This window comes from Chryseobacterium sp. B21-037, assembly GCF_028570785.1.
GTDB lineage: Bacteria > Bacteroidota > Bacteroidia > Flavobacteriales > Weeksellaceae > Chryseobacterium > Chryseobacterium proteolyticum.
On sequence record NZ_JALGCB010000001.1, the window covers coordinates 2,458,274 to 2,474,736 of the forward strand.

The following is a 16,463-nucleotide window of genomic DNA, read 5'->3' on the forward strand; positions in this document are numbered from 1 at the left end:
CTATGAAAAATTTTATAATAATGTTTATGCTGATGCTTGTTTCAATACAAACCATGGCGCAGAATCAAGTAATTTCAAAAGTATATAAAAGCAACCTTCCTGAAATTTATATCACGGGAGATGTGAATCTTCATTTCAGAAGCCCTCAGCCTGTTCAGTTTGTTGACTTAAGTACGAAAAATCTTATCGGGGATCTTCCAGCTGAGAATGTTGTCAGGATTAAAATTCAACAATTTGAAAACGAAAGTCATCAGAGAAAAGACAGTATCAGAGAAAAAGAAGAAATCCCCATCTATTATTTCGACAATCAGGAGCTCGGAATCGTCACGGTTGTTGGACAGTCTTTTTTGGCACAATACAAACTAATTTACAAAAGTGATAATAGTGCCAACATTATGACCAATATTGAAATTTTACCGGAGGATATGCAGGCTCTTGAATATCCGGATTACCAGATGTCCGGTGCTGAACTTAGAAAATACTCACTGGATATTATTAGAAAAAAGGAAGGAAAAAAAATACGAAAAAACAAAGATCTAGGAATCGAATCACGGCTCAATAATGTCTACGCTTTCTCTCCATTGTTCAGTTGTATGAATGATTGCGAAATCACTAAACTCACTTGAATCAATTGATTTAATAAAAAGATAGTCAGTAGGAATTTTTGATATTTTCATTGTTTTTAGATTTAAAAATTAAAATGGTAAATCATCATCTTTATCTTCAAGTAAAGCACCTGCTGTTTGAGGTTTGGCATCACTACTTGAAGTTGAGTTAATCTCAACTTTATTTCCTCCACCGTGAACCTTAATAATTGATGTTAGAAAGTTAAGTCCTGAGCGAATCTCCCCATCTTTTCCAATCCAAGCACTGGCACTAGGTTTTCCCGTCAGTTCCACTAAAGTACCTTTCGTGAGAATAGTAGCTACCTTTGCACTAATCCAATAAGAGCAGTTATAAAAAGTGGTTTGTTCTACTCTGTCTCCTTGTTTATTCTTAAAACTATCATTGATAGCTACTGAAAAATTAACAACTTGTCTGTCATTTGCTAATGCGTTTACTTCCGCATTCCTTGTAATTCTGCCTACAATGTTCATAATGTTTGTTTTTAAATTGTTAAAAATTATTTTTGTTCATTAAAATTTTTTCGAGTGATTTGATTTGGTATCGAGGACACTCGGTTTTCTTTATTTCTATTTCCAATTGGAAATCATTGTTTCTATATTATTTTGATATTTCCGAAGATGTCAAAGAGCGTTAGTTGAATTGATTCGTATAACTGAGGTTCCGGTTTTTCTTTGCTGATGACCATAGAAAAGAAGATGGCACTCAAAACCCTATGATTTGAAATCATCAAATGAATTAATATTTAGGGCTTGAAATATTTTTGTCCGAAGGATTTAGGAGAGTCTGAAAAATTAGCGGAGTGGTACGGAGAAAATTTTTTAGATACCCAAAAAGATTTTTTTGTGAGACAGCTTCTGTTCTACATTCGCAATTGTAAAAACAAAAACACAGTTAGAAAAATCGACAGCGCTTCTACATAATAAGCAATAACAAAATCAATATGTTAAACAGTATTTACAAATAAAAAAATGCTAAATTATGTAAACAAATTTGCTTATATTTGTAGTATGAAATCAAACTTATTGAAATATAAGGGTATTCATCCCGGAATTGTACTTGATAGAGAACTTAAGAAGCGTTCTATCAAGGAACGTCCTTTTGCTCTATCGATAGGTGAACATCCTCAAACTCTAAATAAGATAACTGCAGGTAAAAGAAATATTCCCATTGGACTTGCCTTAAGAATTGAAAGAACATTAAAATTAGCAGAGGGAACTATATCGTTACTTCAAACATACTACAACATAGAAAAGGAAAAAAAGAAGGAAAAGATATCACCTGATCTTTCTTTAATTAGAAATATTTTATTCTGGGATACCAGCATTGAACAAATAGATTGGCAGAAGCAGTCAAGAGCTGTAATAGAAAGGATTTTCGAAAAGGGAAATGATGATGAGAAAAATGAGATTACAAGATTTTATGGAAAGGCAAAAGTTGCCAGTACCATAAACACAATCAAGAGAAGACCAATGAGAATTCAATCTAAATCTAAATAATGAATGTTATATTATAATACTGTCAATGATCTTTTAAAAAGCAGTCTGGAAACTTTAATGTCTGCACCTGTACTTGAAGACTTTAGATTAGTGGGAGGAACTTCTCTAAGCCTCCAAATTGGACACCGGATGTCAGTGGATATTGATCTGTTCAGCGACGCTGCTTACGGCAGCATTGATTTTGAGGAAATCGACAATTATTTAAGAGAGGCATTTCCTTATGTTGAAGCTTTTTCTGATTTAGCACCTGCTTTGGGGAAATCATATTCTATAGGAATTGATAGACAAAATGTCGTTAAAGTCGATTTTTACTACACTGATCCATTTATTCAACCAGTCATTATAGCTGACGAAACTATTAGGCTTGCAACTGTAGAAGAGATTATAGCAATGAAAGTTGATGTTGTTCAGAGAGGCGGGAGGAAGAAAGATTTCTGGGATCTGCATATGTTTCTTGACAATTACAGCATTAGAAAAATGCTTGAACTTCACGAACTGCGTTATCCATATGATCACGACGAAGCACTGATTATCAAAAATTTTACAAATTTCAGAATTGCAGACGGAGACTTTGATCCTATTTGTTTACACGGAAAATTCTGGGATTTTATAAAAGATGATTTTCAAACTGCCGTTTCAAAATATAAAAAATCGTAGTTGTTTTTTCTTTTTGAAGCAAATTCTTATTTCCTGATTCCTTTTTAAATAAAAAGAAACTTTTTATTACTTTTATTATATACTTTTATATTCCTCACGTATTGATTTGCAGTAAGCGTTCCGGCTATTTTTAAGAATGAGCGCTTTTCCGTAATTAAGATGATGGCTTTTCCGACTTTACGGGAGCGCTTTTCCGAAAACATTGCCATATAAACATCAGTGCTTTTCCGAAAGAATGATCTTTATAGATTAATTTTATCCACAAGTATATTATTGTGTTCGTCTTAAAGAGTGCTTTTCCGAATTCTGCGATAAGAAACGTGTATTTTTATCTTTACAGCCTGATTAACGAGTGCTTTTCCGAGAATACCCGAGTGCTTTTCCGAAATATAATGAGTGCTTTTCCGAAAAGATTATCAGACACCTCACATTATCATTTATAACTTTTCACTATTCTTATCATTATACAGCTAGCACGCCTATTAAAACTGCATTAATATGCACTCTGAATTCATTTAGAGCCAGCAGTGTATTTTTTTAGCATTTACAGATAAGTTTTTATAATCATAAAGAGTCAATTGGCTATTCAGAATGTTACTTTCAGCAATATTTAATGAATTAAATAAGAATTTTGGAGCAGCATTCTAAGAACGCAATTACTATGAAAAAAAACTTAATTCTCTCTGTTTTTATATCGGTAAGCTCATTAATTTCTTCGCAGGTTGGAATTAATACTTTATCTCCTGAGACCACCTTTGAAGTTGCCGGCAAACCTGATGACCCCAATCATTACGATGGAATACTGCCACCAAGAATCACTGGCGATCAGTTATCAAAAAAAACATATTCTGCATCAAAAAAAGGTACATTACTGTTCATTACCGAGCCACCAACGAATTTGTCAGGACAGGTAGCAAAAATAAGTGAACCTGGACTATATTCTTTTAATGGTAGTTTATGGCAGTTAGTTGGGGAGCAAAAACAAATAATAGATTATAGAATCATTTTGAATTTCGATAACAGCAGCGACCATATTCTTACTTCTTCTTCTAAATGGTCCGAGCCTACTGACCTATGGGGAGACAAAAACACTTATCTAACTTCCACAAAGTTCTATTCTATTGGTACCGAAAAGCTGGGTGGTTTGCAGGGATCAGTAACCTTTAATAAAGTTGAAGGACTTGTTAATGTAAAATTTCAGATTTCAAGTGACCCGGATTTGAATAGTACAAATGATATCATACTTGATGTTTCTGAGATTTTTAACGAAATGGGATATTTTCCGACAGACGTTATTTTTCTACATACTGAATATCCTACATTTATCATTCCTATATATCTTCAAAATAATAGCATTCTAATTCCAAAAGTGAACTTTAGCTATTTAACATCAATTTTTTTCGGTGAAACTCAAGGATATTCAAGCTGGAAAAACCCGCATCTTAAATAGAATAAATATACACGATGAAAAAACAATTATATATTGAAATATCGATTCTAAAACCAAAATGATTTTAAAACAACAAAACATAATGAAGAACAATTTTCTAAAATTAATATTTGTCTTAATGGCTGCTCATCTGTTTCCGCAGGTGGGCATTAATACACAGAGACCAAAAGCCACTTTAGAAGTAGTAGGCCGCCCAGATGACACAAACCATTACGACGGGATTATCCTTCCTCGGATTTCTGGAGATCAGCTATCAGCCAAAACTTACACATCAGCACAAAAAGGAGCCATAATCTTTGTAACATCGTCAGCATCTAATTTATCGGGTCAGACCTCTCATATTGAAAAATCTGGTCTATATTTTTTTGATGGTCAGCAATGGATACCAGTTCTACAGAGTGACCCACTGGAAATTGTAGCACAAAGAGGGAATACTTCATCTATAGAGCTTATTGTGAAAAATAATCTGGAGCTTAATTTTGATCAGAAAGAAAATTATATACTAGGAAAATCAAGAAGTATTATAACAGGTGAGTATAATTCCATCTTCGGCACAGATTCGAAAATTACTTCAGGTAAAGGTAATTCCGCAAGTGCGTATGCAATGTCTCAGGGAGAAATTACAGGTAAACTTAATTATGGAGCTGGAGTTTCTGCATTAAACGGAATTGTGAATGGAACAATTTCAGGTAACAGAAATATTGGAATTGGCCCGGGAGCAATGTCATACATCACTTCAGGTAACGATAATATTTCAATTGGATATCTTTCAGGAACAGGAAACAGAACTGGTTCAAATAATGTTTTCATTGGAGCAGGTGCAGGTAGCCCAGCATCCGGAAACAGAAGTATCAGCAATAAGCTGGCAATTCATTCAACTCCTGTAACAACAAGTTCAACAAATTTTTGGGATAGCATCACAAACAACTATACAGATTATAAATTCGCACTAATTTCAGGGGACTTCTCTGAAAGATGGCTTAACATTAATGGAAAACTTAGCGTTTCACCTTCACAAATGCCTAATGCAGATGGAGACCCTGCCTATACAAAAAAAGTTGTAGCCAAGGCAGATGGCTCATTTGGTTTTGCGACAGAAGTAATTCCTTCACCACCTTCAACAGGAACTTTTATCTTAAAAAGTGTGAACGGAGTACCTAGTTGGGTAATTCAGTAGATAAACAATTAAGAAACCGCTACATTCAATTTGTAGCGGTTCTCTAATCAATATGTCATCTCGTGAGCCACTGATTCAAATCTTCATAATCGCTATAAAGGAGAGAACAATCCTCGACGTTTTCATTTATCTCCGAGATCTTTGCTACAGCCGCTCTTCCCGCAGCATTATTATCAAGGAATAATGAAATTTTTTCATATCTCTTTAAAATATCTTCAGCAGCAAAAAACATTGAAGTAGAATTGAGCACTAAATAATCAGTATCTGACAATAAGATGTCGTTCTCAATGCTTTTATAAGAAAGAAAATCAAAGAAACCTTCAAACACAGTCACCTCATTAGACGCCATTTCCCCGGATTTAATATGAGTAACATCCTTTGGGCCTAAGCACATTTTGGAATATTTGTTACGGATTTCCATACCTCCCGAATTATTAAAAAAAGCTATTGCAAAATACTTTTTCCCTTGCATTTTGTAATGTACTTCTTTAATGAAACTTTTACCCCTTAACACTTTTCTCGATTCGAGGTATTGTAGCAATGCGGGATGCTGTATATCAATTATTTTTAAAATATTGTAAGAACTACTTTCTTCATCTTTAATTACATCCTGGATATTAGTGGAAAAATCAAATTTTTGTAAATATTCCAACGCTTCTGCAACACTGCATCTATTTTTCGCCTGGACAATTGATATAATATCATAGTTTTTACCTGTTCCAAAGTCAAAGGCCGTATTTTTAATAAAATCAACTGAAAGACTTGCTGTCTTTTCTTCTCTATCAAGTGCGAAATAGAAAGCAGTTCTTTTATTTTCTTTAACAGGAAACAAACCGAATGATTCCAATACCGTCCGAATACCGACCTTTTGTTTAATCTGTTCACAATTCATATTTTATCTCTGCTATTATAATCAATAAATACCAAACTGTCATATTATAACCGGGTAACCTTCTGGTAATAATTTGCCCATTCTAGTTGTTCTGTATAGGTCTATCATTATGTCCTGAATTTCTTTTAAAAAAAATTTTCCTTTAAAATCAGATGACTTTCGTTTCAGTTTTCGGTTACCTTTGATAAAATAGTTATAAGATTTTTCGATAAGATCTCTTGTCTGAACCAAATTGCGATACTGATACGCAAATTGTTGCATTTCCTGATCTTGCAAATGGTATCTTTTCTTGAAATAATTAATTCGATATGTTATGTATAGATGTTCTTGATCAATTATCAGTTTGTCCGTAGGTATTGAACTTGTTGAATACGGTTGTATTGCAATACTGTCTCCATTGTATTTAAAGTTAAAAGACAGGGTGCTATAACTGTCAAGATTTGATTTAACCGGCTTTAAAAATTTAAAACAAAAATCATTTGCTGTTCTATAATTTAAATCAAACTTATTGTTAAATGTTGAAAGCTTTAGCGCCGTACCTGTATGAGGAAGTTTTGCAAGCCACATTGCAAAGATGATATGCTTGTTGTTTTTAATATTATACACAAGGTGGTATAGCATATAATTGTATTCAGGAATTACTATTAATTTTTTCAACCAATAACTACTAATCAGAAAAGAAGTATATCCTCTTTCATCATAAGTAGGTGTAGAGATAAGACCAGCAAAAGTTTTTATTTCTCTTCCTTTTTTATTCAAAGATCTATACCACCCCATTTTAAATTTAGCTAGAAATTCGTAGGCACTAACCACTTGCTTTGTTGAACCACTTGGAGATATTTTACTATTCTTTATTTTCATCAGGGCATAAGTATTATTTTCGGTCTCAAATTCCTCATCAAATAATGAAAGTTGCACAGGACGATCTTCCGGTCGAAATTGCTCATTGCTAATAATAGAAATAATATTAAAGATTACTCTTAAGGCGTTAATTGGAATATCAGCAGCTTGATTATTTTCGTCAAAAATAAAATCGTCGACAAAATTATTACCCAGTCGAATGCTTTCAGGAATTCTTTCACTTGAAAATTCCTTACGTACAATTTTGAGGTTTGTTTCTTTGTTTAACATTGTACAAGCGTGGTTATGAATTTCCGCTAAGTATCTGATTGCTCCTGATTAAGAAGAACAAAGGTTTTTTGAACATCAACAATTATCTTGCGTCCGTCCTGAATAATTGCTTCATTAATTTTACCACTTTTCTTAAGTCTCATAGCTGATGAAACACTACAACCTAACAACTTGGCTATGCCTTTAAGACCATACACATACTTTTCATCAAAAATTTTATTTGCTATTCCACTGCTCTTTGTACGATTGACAGTGTAAATGTTCTCATACTTAAGCAAGGTTATCAATTCATCACCTGTCATCTGCCAAATCAACTTTCTTTTCAATATTTTTATTTCTTGCGTGCTCATTTTTAAGAGATTAATTGTGCTTTTTTCTACTATTATTTATGCAATAAGCTGCAGATTCTTCACTGATTTCCTGCAACGTTTTTTTCTTTCCATTTGAAATCCAGTTTAAGATTTCTTCCTCGAAAAAATAAAGTTTCTTTCCGTTTTTATAGCAGGGAATTTTTCTTTCTCTAACAAGAGTATAGATTGTTGGCTTTGCTTTCCCAATAAGAATAGAGACTTCCGAAATTCCTATGGGGACTTTTTTAGGTACGATGGCAACTTCATCCTTAGTCACCAACACTTTGATTTCAGCAAGTTCTCTAATTAAAAAAGCAACTGCTTTAGGTAAATTCTCAAATGAAATATCTTGTTGATCCATAATAATTGATTTTGATCATTATGGTGCAAATGAAAAAAGTGTTTTCACTGTGTTAATAAAACACAGCGAAAACACTTAAAACACAGTAATCTTAATTATCGGTATTAATCGGCTATATCTGAACAGAGCTTAATAATTCCTCTACTTTCGTCATCCTTCAGATGGCTTTTGATAGAATTAGTCTCAACATCTTTAAAAGAGTTAGCAAAAACAGTTTTTAAAAATATTGCAATTTCATCCTGTTTTCTTTTATCAAAATGTCTCCAAATATTCCAGCCAAAATGATACAAATCAGTGTTAGAAAGTGTATGTACTTTTACAGGCTTTATATCCCCTCCTATCCTTTCTTTTTTTGAGTAGATGGTTATATATTCACAAAGAGAATATAAATCTTCTTCAGAAGTATAAAGAGTAAATTGTTCTCTGGTATATTTCAACGCATTTTCTAACCGATCATTTAATTTTATCATTTCATTCGCCTTCACTTGTTCTTTAAAATCGGCTATAAATGGTTTTAAAGTAATTACTTCATTAACCAAAGCTGGCTGTCTCCTATTTGTAATTATTCGTTTGACAATATCATAGACAGTATGTAGAAAAAGATTTAAACCAGCATAGATGACAACTCCAACAAAAATTACAACTATAAAAAATATATTTGCTGTAAAACTGTCTGCTCCTTTACTTATAAAGCTGATTCTCACCAGAGTGCCTAAAAGGATGCAAACCACCATTATTGGTAAGTACATACAGATTGATTCGAAATGTTTAACTTTCATTATTATTAGTTTGTTTGGATAATTTCCTGAGTTTGTGTTATAGCACTTTCATTTAATTTTATTGCGCCTGCAGCCCTATTTTTGAGCTCGTCAACGACTTTGGTGTAAATTTGAGTGGTAGTAACTTTACTGTGACCAAGCATCTTACTAACAGTATAAATATCTGTGCCTAATGTCAATTGTAACGTTGCAAACGTATGTCTAAAGCAATGAAAAGTTATATGTTTTTTAATTCCAGCTGCTTGAATCCATTTTTCAAGAGGTCTTGAAATCCAGGAGCTATCCTGCAAATTCTCAAATACCAATTGCTCAGGCAATCTAGGAGTTCCACACAATTGAATTGCTTGCTCTGAAATAGGTGTATACTCTACACCTTTAGTTTTCTTCTGTCTAAATTGGATTTTGATTCGATTGGATTGAACATCAAGTTCCTTCCACTTGAGCCTCTTAATATCACAATGTCGCAAACCTGTAAGAGCAGAGAACAATGAAGCTCTTCTCAGCTCATCATTTTCACAAGGAGTATTTACTAAAAGATTAAGCTCTTCCAGCGAAAGGTGTTCACGGAAGGACTCCTGCCCTCCAATACCTTTAAACTTAGCAGATAAGTCTATAGCAAAATATCCATCAATAAAAGCCTGTGTAACAATAGCTTTAAAAATTGAAAAATAGGTTGAAGCAGAATTTTTAGAAAGAATACCCTTCTTAGTCCCTCTGTAGGGAGCTGATAAAAGGTATAATTTAAAATCTTCAGCAAAACTCAGATTGATTTTGGAAAATGGAAGATTTTCTCCACCGAATTCAATAAGAAACTCAATTAGACATTTCCAATTAGTTCTGATGGAATCTGAACTATTAACTGATCCGTGCCTTTTCTTTAATAATCGATTACAGTAGTCTACAAATTTTTCTTTTTGTTTTTCTTGTAATTCTGCTTTTACAGCATCGCTTTCACTATATAAGTCTATATTATCATATTCTTTTTGGCGAAGTTTACGAATCCCATCTGCGTACAACATCGTTTCACTGTCTAGCTCACTCTTGCAAATAATTACACCATTATCATCGCGCTTCGGTTTAAATGATTTTACACCATTCTTTGTGTTCGTACGACTTGTTCTTTTCTTATCCCATTCTACGGTTCGTACAATTCTATTTAAATACTCCCTGCTTCGCTGAGGCTCATCTTTTCCAGCTACAAATATTGGATAACTCTCCAAATAAACATACCATTCGTTTCGATCCTCTACTTTTCGCAGTCGAACTGTTACTTGGGTCTTTGAAAGTATTTTCATACGATTAATTTATAATTCCGTTATACAGTTTATCAATTTCACTTTTAGGAGCATACACATAGTTACCTATTTGTCGAGTTGGAATTGAATACTTTCGAATATGTTTATAAACACTGGTATCGTGTAGCTGAAATTTCTGGGCAATTTCTCCTATAGTATAGCAATTCTCTTTTGCAAGATCATACACAAAAGGATTTGCGTCGATTCTTTCAGTTTTAGATTTTGTAGATAAAGGAAAGAGTTTTTCCAAAGCTTGTCTATCAACTCTTATTAAACGAGAACCTTCATTAACAGAAGGAACACTTTTATTTTTAATTAGTCTGTAAACAGTTGTTTTTGCAATATCAAAAATTAATATTGCTTCAGGAACGGTAATAAATGTTTTATCAGCTGGAATCTTTGCAATCAAAGATTGCCTTCTTAATTCCTTCTTCTCTTCGGTTTTTCTTTTTTGATATGCCCTCTTGGAACACTGTTCTGTACAATATACCGAAGTAACAGTTTTTGGTGTAAACAACTCTGAACAATGTGGACATTCTCTCTTAACTCTTTTAATCATAGTTTTAGAAAAACTAAAGATATAAAAAATTTCTTAAGTTCCACTTCTTCGCATCTTAAGTTCCGGTACAAATATGGTACAAATGTCTAATTAAAAACGATTAAAAAAACATAAAATGAGAAACATCAAAAAAAATAAAAATCCCCACAGGCCTCTGTCTGTGGGGATTTTCTATGTTTTGTTAATTGATACTAATCAATATCTACTTGACTTCTTCGAAGTCTGCATCCTGTACATCATCACCTCCTGCATTTCCGCCAGGATTCTGAGCTCCTGCATCAGCACCCTGAGCTTGTTGTCCTGCTGCATACATTTCTTCTGAAGCTGCCATCCAAGCTGCATCCAAAGCTTCAGTTTTAGCTTTTACATCGTCAGAATTTTTAGCTTCAAATGCTGTTTTCAGTTCTGCTGCTGCAGCTTCTATGGCTGCTTTTTTATCTGCAGATAATTTATCCCCAAACTCTTTCAATTGCTTTTCAGTCTGGAAGATCAATCCGTCTGCTTTATTGAAGATCTCAACTTCTTCTTTTCTTTTCGCATCCGCTGCAGAATTTTCCTGAGCTTCTTTTTTCATTCTTTCGATTTCTTCGTCAGAAAGACCTGAAGAAGCCTGGATTTTGATAGACTGCTCTTTACCTGTACCTTTATCTTTAGCAGATACACTTAAGATACCGTTGGCATCAATATCGAAAGTAACTTCGATTTGAGGAACTCCTCTTGGTGCAGGTGGAATATCTGTAAGATCAAATCTACCGATTTCTTTATTGTCATTGAACATTGGTCTTTCACCTTGTCCTACTCTGATGCTTACAGCTGGCTGGTTATCAGAAGCTGTAGAGAATACTTCAGATTTTTTCGTTGGGATCGTAGTGTTCGCTTCAATTAATTTAGTGAATACAGAACCCATTGTTTCAATACCTAAAGAAAGTGGAGTAACGTCAAGAAGTAATACATCTTTTACATCACCTGTTAATACACCACCTTGGATAGCTGCACCAATAGCTACAACCTCATCCGGGTTAACTCCTTTAGATGGTTTCTTACCAAAGAATTTTTCCACTTCTTCCTGAATGATCGGGATTCTTGTAGAACCACCTACCAGGATTACTTCGTCGATATCAGAAGTTGATAAACCTGCATCTTTTAATGCCTTAGCAACCGGCTCCATAGATCTTCTTACAAGATCAGCAGATAACTGCTCGAATTTAGCTTTAGTTAAAGTCTTCACTAAGTGTTTAGGACCTGTAGCTGTAGCTGTAATATATGGCAAGTTGATTTCAGTTTGTGGAGAAGAAGATAATTCGATTTTTGCTTTTTCTGCAGCTTCTTTCAATCTTTGAAGAGCAATAGCATCTGCTTTCAAATCTACACCCTCTTCAGCTTTGAATTCATCAGCCATCCAGTTGATGATCACATCATCGAAATCATCACCTCCTAAGTGTGTATCACCGTTTGTAGACAATACTTCGAATACACCATCTCCTAAATCAAGGATAGAAATATCGAAAGTACCACCTCCAAGGTCATATACCGCGATCTTCTGATCTTTGTGATTTTTATCAAGACCGTACGCTAAAGCTGCAGCAGTAGGCTCATTGATAATTCTTTCTACTTTTAAACCTGCGATTTCACCCGCTTCCTTAGTAGCTTGTCTTTGTGCATCATTGAAGTATGCAGGAACAGTAATTACCGCTCTTGTTACTTCTTGTCCAAGATAATCTTCAGCCGTTTTCTTCATTTTCTGAAGAATCATTGCAGAAATTTCCTGTGGTGTATATTCTCTGTCGTCGATTTTTACTTTTACAGTATCATTTGGTCCGGATACAACTTCGTAAGGTACTCTTGAGATTTCTTTAGCATCTTCTTTAAAATGAGTCCCGATAAATCTTTTAATAGAGTATACAGTTTTCTTTGGATTCGTTACAGCCTGTCTTTTTGCAGGATCACCTACTTTTCTTTCACCATCTTCTGTAAACGCTACGATAGAAGGAGTTGTTCTTTTTCCTTCCGCATTAGGGATAACAACAGGGTCTTTACCCTCCATTACAGCAACACAAGAGTTGGTCGTTCCTAAGTCAATTCCAATTATTTTACTCATAATATTTTTTATTTTTCTAATTTTTAATTTGATTTACACTGTACATTTCTCAATATTCGTACCATTCAAATATATATGACAAATTGACATACATCATCAGAGAACATGGACGCAGCCGGCCATCGCATAAGTCAGCACTCAAAAATATTCCTTTATATATCAACAATTTATGAATAATCTGGTTTAAGACTTTTTTGCCATATTGAGCTAACCAGCATGACCATTCTGGCATATTAATTGCTTGGATTTGTCCAATATTCTATTTACACAAACACACACGATGAAAAATGAAATTAACTACTTCCTGTTATGGTATGAGCCTACCCTAAATTCTAATACTATATAACACTCCCAATTCAACTTATTGTCTAAAAGATACTGAATACGGATATTTCACATCTGTTTTAGATAACACATCCATGTCTTCCAGTTGTGTTTTGTTGCTATATCCATTCTTAAATTCTTTAACAGTAACTATATAAGCTAGCAGCTTTTGCTCCTGGCCGGGTATTATTATTTATAAAAAGCCTTCAATACATAATGTACAATAACATATAAATAAACACATATGAAAACAAAAATGCTATTTTTATCCTCAATTTTGTTGTTTGAAATAACATCTGCACAAATAGGGATCGGAACACCTAACGCAAGAGGAGCTCTTGATATCAATAAACCTACAACCAATGATCATGGATTGGTATTACCTACAAATTCAAGTACTTCTAAAATATCTAATCCTTTGGGTGGAGAGGTAGCAATCGGAACAATTATGTATGATTCAACAGAGGATTGTATAAAAGTTTATAAATCTAAAGGATGGTCTCAGTGTCTGGGTGAAGGCATTAATCAAGGCTTTGTTTTGGATTGTAGTAGTGGAACACTAACAGGAACTTATACGCAGTCTATACCTAGCAGTGGAACTAAAACCATTAATTACACAGGAGCAAGCGGACAAAGTTATAACGCAATATCTGTAGCTTCAACAGGAGTTACAGGCCTTACAGCTTCGGCACCCGTAGGGGCTTTAGCCAATGGAAACGGGTCAATCACTTTAAATATTTCAGGAACGCCATCCGGAAGTGGTACAGCTAATTTTACCATAAATATAGCAGGACAAACCTGTACTTTTATAATCAATATCGGCCAACCACAAGTAAGAAACGTAAAAATATTATCAATTATTCCTGATGCCTGGAATTCCAATTTATCCAATGGCAGATATACAAATATTGCAAGATCCAAATTAAATAATTCTTCTAACTTTGGCCCTTCAGGAAAAGTTAAAGTAACAGGATTTACCTACGACACCTTTAATATATACTCTAACAGTGCCCAGGAGCTGGAATATGCAATAGACAATGCAGATATTATTTGGATAGGCTACATAAGCAATAGCTATTTTACTCCGGAAAAAAGACAAATGCTGGACAAAAAAATCAGAGAAAAAAAGAAATTCTTCTTTATTGGTAACGATAATTACAACGGAGGATATTTTCCGGGTAAAACCAGTTTTGCAGGGCACACGTTTGATTATTTCAGATTCGGAACCATTTCGAATAATATCATATCAACGACAAACGGACCTGATAAAGGAATTTTCGGGAACCTATCCGACGGAGCTCCTATAAAAATGTACAGAGCTATTGGTAAAGTAACGAATTACCCTTCCGGATCTACCGCATTTATACGGAATACAGATGGAACAACTAATGCAGTAAGCAGTGATAATTTGGTAATTGTATCAGATATTAATTGGTATACAAACTATGAAAGAGCAGACGGTTTTTATGGAAGCTCAAGCAGCTGCTCAGACAACAACAACTCTATATTATTCTGTAATATTTTTGAAAAGGCAGTACAGTACGTCTTAACTCATTAAATAACATTTAAAATATCTCCAGACTTTAAAAAGGTTGCCCATTGTGGCAACCTTTTTCAGCATATTCTCACAATACAAATGGTAAAAACAGTTGTCGTATACAAAATCGCATTCTAGTTTCTACATACGTATAAGAAAATGATATTTGGATTTTGGCACATATATTGATAATAGGAGTACCCAACACAAACATTCAAGATGAAAACCAATGAAATTTCTTATTTTATAAAAAATTATTCATACCCTATTTTTCTTTAGGGCACTGATAAACCATATTCATATTATCGGGTTCACCTAATTTAAAAAGATCAATATCAACAATTTAGACCATAACCGGTAAGAATATATTTCATTATAAACATAAATAAATACAAATATGAAAAGAAATTTTTTTCTACTTTCAATGCTTTTAGCATTTAAAACAATTTATTCCCAAGTAGGTATAGGGACAACAACTCCAAGAGGTGCACTGGACATCAATAAGCCGACGACTAACGAATTTGGGTTTGTACTACCAACCAACACCAGCACAACAAAAATAATCAATCCTCAAGGAGGAAATATTGCTGTTGGAACAATGATGTATGATTCTACTGAGGACTGTGTTAAGGTGCATAAATCTACAGGATGGTCCAATTGCCTTAGTGATAACAACAACATAGCAGGTAAAATAGACAATCTGGAATGCAATGGTTCTTTGACTGGAACTTATAATCAAGGGACACTTAGTAATGGTATGAAAGTAATCAACTATACGAACGGAAATGGAAAGGCTTATGATGCTATAAACGTCGCATCAACAGGAGTTACAGGACTTACCGCTACCGCTCCGGCCGGAACATTAAATAATGGTAACGGAAGCATTACTTTAAATATTTTTGGAACACCAACTACATCCGGAACAGCAACATTCATAATCAATTTTTTAGGGAAAACATGCACATTCACGGTCAAGGTTGAGCAGCAGATCCGCACCATAAAAATACTATCGCTGGTTCCTGATGCCTGGTCTACAAACTTATCAAATGATCCCTATACAAGTGTTGCCAGGTCTAAACTCAATAATTCATCCCACTTCGGACCGTCCGGAACTGTAAAAATATCTGGATTCACGTATAGTACCTTTGATGTTAGTACAGGGACTGCACAGGGACTGCAAACAGCTATTGATAATGCTGATATCATCTGGATCAGTTATATAACCAACGGAAATATCAATGCGGAAATGAGGAATGCTCTGGAACAAAAAATCAATGAAAAGAAAAAATTCTTTTTTATTGGTAACGATAATTATAATGGTTCGGTTTTTCCGGGAAAATCCGTCTTTTCAGGACAGACATTTGACTACTTTAATTATGGTAATTATTCTGGTTCTATTGTATCAACAACAGTGGGACCTGATAAAGGTGCATTTGGTACGCTACCAGCCGGTACACAAATAAATATGACATTAGCCGTCGGAAAAATGACGAATTACACATCCAATTCCACTCCTTTTATGAAAAATATGGATGGAACTGTTAATTCTATCATTGCTGATAACTTAATCGTTGTTTCGGATATTAACTGGTACATCAATTACCAATCAGATGATGGTTTTTATCAGGGATCCTCAAGTTGCTCCGATAACAGCAAATCCATTTTGTTTTGTAATATATTTGATAAGGCTATCAAATATGTATTGAGTCATTAATTTGCTATTACATATA

Annotated in this window: 16 protein-coding genes; 7 read left to right on the forward strand and 9 right to left on the reverse strand. The window is 34.1% G+C overall.

Annotation, left to right across the window (positions count from 1 at the left end):
- Positions 1–2: 2 nt before the first annotated feature.
- Positions 3–626, forward strand: coding sequence for a DUF4138 domain-containing protein (locus tag MTQ00_RS10800; protein WP_273648953.1), 624 nt, complete (start codon positions 3–5; stop codon positions 624–626).
- A gap of 69 nt (positions 627–695) precedes the next feature.
- Here MTQ00_RS10800 and MTQ00_RS10805 read toward each other — a convergent pair whose 3' ends face one another.
- Complete coding sequence (locus tag MTQ00_RS10805) at positions 696–1,097, reverse strand: single-stranded DNA-binding protein (protein WP_273648955.1); 402 nt, start codon at positions 1,095–1,097, stop codon at positions 696–698.
- A gap of 537 nt (positions 1,098–1,634) precedes the next feature.
- On the opposite strand from MTQ00_RS10805, the gene MTQ00_RS10810 reads away from it, so the two are divergent.
- From MTQ00_RS10810 to MTQ00_RS10825, 4 genes are all read left to right on the forward strand, one after another.
- Positions 1,635–2,123, forward strand: coding sequence for a helix-turn-helix transcriptional regulator (locus MTQ00_RS10810; RefSeq protein WP_273648957.1), 489 nt, complete (start codon positions 1,635–1,637; stop codon positions 2,121–2,123).
- Positions 2,124–2,126: 3 nt separating this feature from the next.
- Positions 2,127–2,780, forward strand: a complete 654-nt coding sequence (locus MTQ00_RS10815) for a nucleotidyl transferase AbiEii/AbiGii toxin family protein (RefSeq protein ID WP_273648959.1) — start codon at positions 2,127–2,129, stop codon at positions 2,778–2,780.
- A gap of 661 nt (positions 2,781–3,441) precedes the next feature.
- Complete coding sequence (locus tag MTQ00_RS10820) at positions 3,442–4,230, forward strand: hypothetical protein (protein WP_273648961.1); 789 nt, start codon at positions 3,442–3,444, stop codon at positions 4,228–4,230.
- 82 nt (positions 4,231–4,312) lie between these two features.
- On the forward strand, positions 4,313–5,407 hold the full coding sequence (locus tag MTQ00_RS10825) for a hypothetical protein (protein WP_273648963.1): 1,095 nt from the start codon (positions 4,313–4,315) through the stop codon (positions 5,405–5,407).
- A gap of 55 nt (positions 5,408–5,462) precedes the next feature.
- Here the strand turns inward: MTQ00_RS10825 and MTQ00_RS10830 are convergent, their stop codons facing one another.
- The 8 genes from MTQ00_RS10830 to dnaK all read right to left on the reverse strand — a co-directional run bounded on the left by MTQ00_RS10830 (position 5,463) and on the right by dnaK (position 12,872).
- Positions 5,463–6,299, reverse strand: coding sequence for a toprim domain-containing protein (locus tag MTQ00_RS10830; RefSeq protein ID WP_273648965.1), 837 nt, complete (start codon positions 6,297–6,299; stop codon positions 5,463–5,465).
- A gap of 39 nt (positions 6,300–6,338) precedes the next feature.
- Positions 6,339–7,430, reverse strand: a complete 1,092-nt coding sequence (locus MTQ00_RS10835; protein ID WP_273648967.1) for a hypothetical protein — start codon at positions 7,428–7,430, stop codon at positions 6,339–6,341.
- Positions 7,431–7,456: 26 nt separating this feature from the next.
- Positions 7,457–7,780 (reverse strand): DUF3853 family protein, encoded by a 324-nt coding sequence (locus tag MTQ00_RS10840; RefSeq protein WP_273648969.1) that lies wholly within the window; start codon positions 7,778–7,780, stop codon positions 7,457–7,459.
- Positions 7,781–7,790: 10 nt separating this feature from the next.
- Complete coding sequence (locus tag MTQ00_RS10845) at positions 7,791–8,141, reverse strand: helix-turn-helix domain-containing protein (RefSeq protein ID WP_273648971.1); 351 nt, start codon at positions 8,139–8,141, stop codon at positions 7,791–7,793.
- A 104-nt stretch (positions 8,142–8,245) separates the two neighbouring features.
- Positions 8,246–8,920, reverse strand: coding sequence for a hypothetical protein (locus MTQ00_RS10850; RefSeq protein WP_273648973.1), 675 nt, complete (start codon positions 8,918–8,920; stop codon positions 8,246–8,248).
- 5 nt (positions 8,921–8,925) lie between these two features.
- Entirely contained in the window at positions 8,926–10,215 is a 1,290-nt protein-coding gene (locus tag MTQ00_RS10855; RefSeq protein ID WP_273648974.1) for a site-specific integrase, read from the reverse strand.
- 4 nt (positions 10,216–10,219) lie between these two features.
- Positions 10,220–10,774: a helix-turn-helix domain-containing protein gene (locus MTQ00_RS10860; protein ID WP_273648976.1), complete on the reverse strand. Its 555-nt coding sequence runs from the start codon at positions 10,772–10,774 to the stop codon at positions 10,220–10,222.
- A gap of 202 nt (positions 10,775–10,976) precedes the next feature.
- Positions 10,977–12,872, reverse strand: a complete 1,896-nt coding sequence (gene dnaK / locus MTQ00_RS10865; protein ID WP_172279883.1) for a molecular chaperone DnaK — start codon at positions 12,870–12,872, stop codon at positions 10,977–10,979.
- A 568-nt stretch (positions 12,873–13,440) separates the two neighbouring features.
- Here dnaK and MTQ00_RS10870 point away from each other — a divergent pair.
- Positions 13,441–14,754 (forward strand): hypothetical protein, encoded by a 1,314-nt coding sequence (locus tag MTQ00_RS10870; protein WP_273648979.1) that lies wholly within the window; start codon positions 13,441–13,443, stop codon positions 14,752–14,754.
- A gap of 376 nt (positions 14,755–15,130) precedes the next feature.
- The gene (locus MTQ00_RS10875) at positions 15,131–16,447 is read left to right on the forward strand and encodes a hypothetical protein (protein ID WP_273648981.1); all 1,317 of its coding nucleotides are present in this window, start codon (positions 15,131–15,133) and stop codon (positions 16,445–16,447) included.
- Positions 16,448–16,463 lie beyond the last annotated feature (16 nt).

Coding starts and splice junctions, on each gene's coding strand:
- MTQ00_RS10860 (WP_273648976.1), bottom strand. CDS start 10,774: ATGATTAAAAGAGTTAAGAGAGAATGTCCACATTGTTCAGAGTTGTTT.
- MTQ00_RS10835 (WP_273648967.1), bottom strand. CDS start 7,430: ATGTTAAACAAAGAAACAAACCTCAAAATTGTACGTAAGGAATTTTCA.
- MTQ00_RS10840 (WP_273648969.1), bottom strand. CDS start 7,780: ATGAGCACGCAAGAAATAAAAATATTGAAAAGAAAGTTGATTTGGCAG.
- MTQ00_RS10850 (WP_273648973.1), bottom strand. CDS start 8,920: ATGAAAGTTAAACATTTCGAATCAATCTGTATGTACTTACCAATAATG.
- MTQ00_RS10870 (WP_273648979.1), top strand. CDS start 13,441: ATGAAAACAAAAATGCTATTTTTATCCTCAATTTTGTTGTTTGAAATA.
- MTQ00_RS10815 (WP_273648959.1), top strand. CDS start 2,127: ATGTTATATTATAATACTGTCAATGATCTTTTAAAAAGCAGTCTGGAA.
- MTQ00_RS10805 (WP_273648955.1), bottom strand. CDS start 1,097: ATGAACATTGTAGGCAGAATTACAAGGAATGCGGAAGTAAACGCATTA.
- MTQ00_RS10855 (WP_273648974.1), bottom strand. CDS start 10,215: ATGAAAATACTTTCAAAGACCCAAGTAACAGTTCGACTGCGAAAAGTA.
- MTQ00_RS10830 (WP_273648965.1), bottom strand. CDS start 6,299: ATGAATTGTGAACAGATTAAACAAAAGGTCGGTATTCGGACGGTATTG.
- MTQ00_RS10845 (WP_273648971.1), bottom strand. CDS start 8,141: ATGGATCAACAAGATATTTCATTTGAGAATTTACCTAAAGCAGTTGCT.
- MTQ00_RS10820 (WP_273648961.1), top strand. CDS start 3,442: ATGAAAAAAAACTTAATTCTCTCTGTTTTTATATCGGTAAGCTCATTA.
- MTQ00_RS10810 (WP_273648957.1), top strand. CDS start 1,635: ATGAAATCAAACTTATTGAAATATAAGGGTATTCATCCCGGAATTGTA.
- MTQ00_RS10875 (WP_273648981.1), top strand. CDS start 15,131: ATGAAAAGAAATTTTTTTCTACTTTCAATGCTTTTAGCATTTAAAACA.
- MTQ00_RS10825 (WP_273648963.1), top strand. CDS start 4,313: ATGAAGAACAATTTTCTAAAATTAATATTTGTCTTAATGGCTGCTCAT.
- MTQ00_RS10800 (WP_273648953.1), top strand. CDS start 3: ATGAAAAATTTTATAATAATGTTTATGCTGATGCTTGTTTCAATACAA.
- dnaK (WP_172279883.1), bottom strand. CDS start 12,872: ATGAGTAAAATAATTGGAATTGACTTAGGAACGACCAACTCTTGTGTT.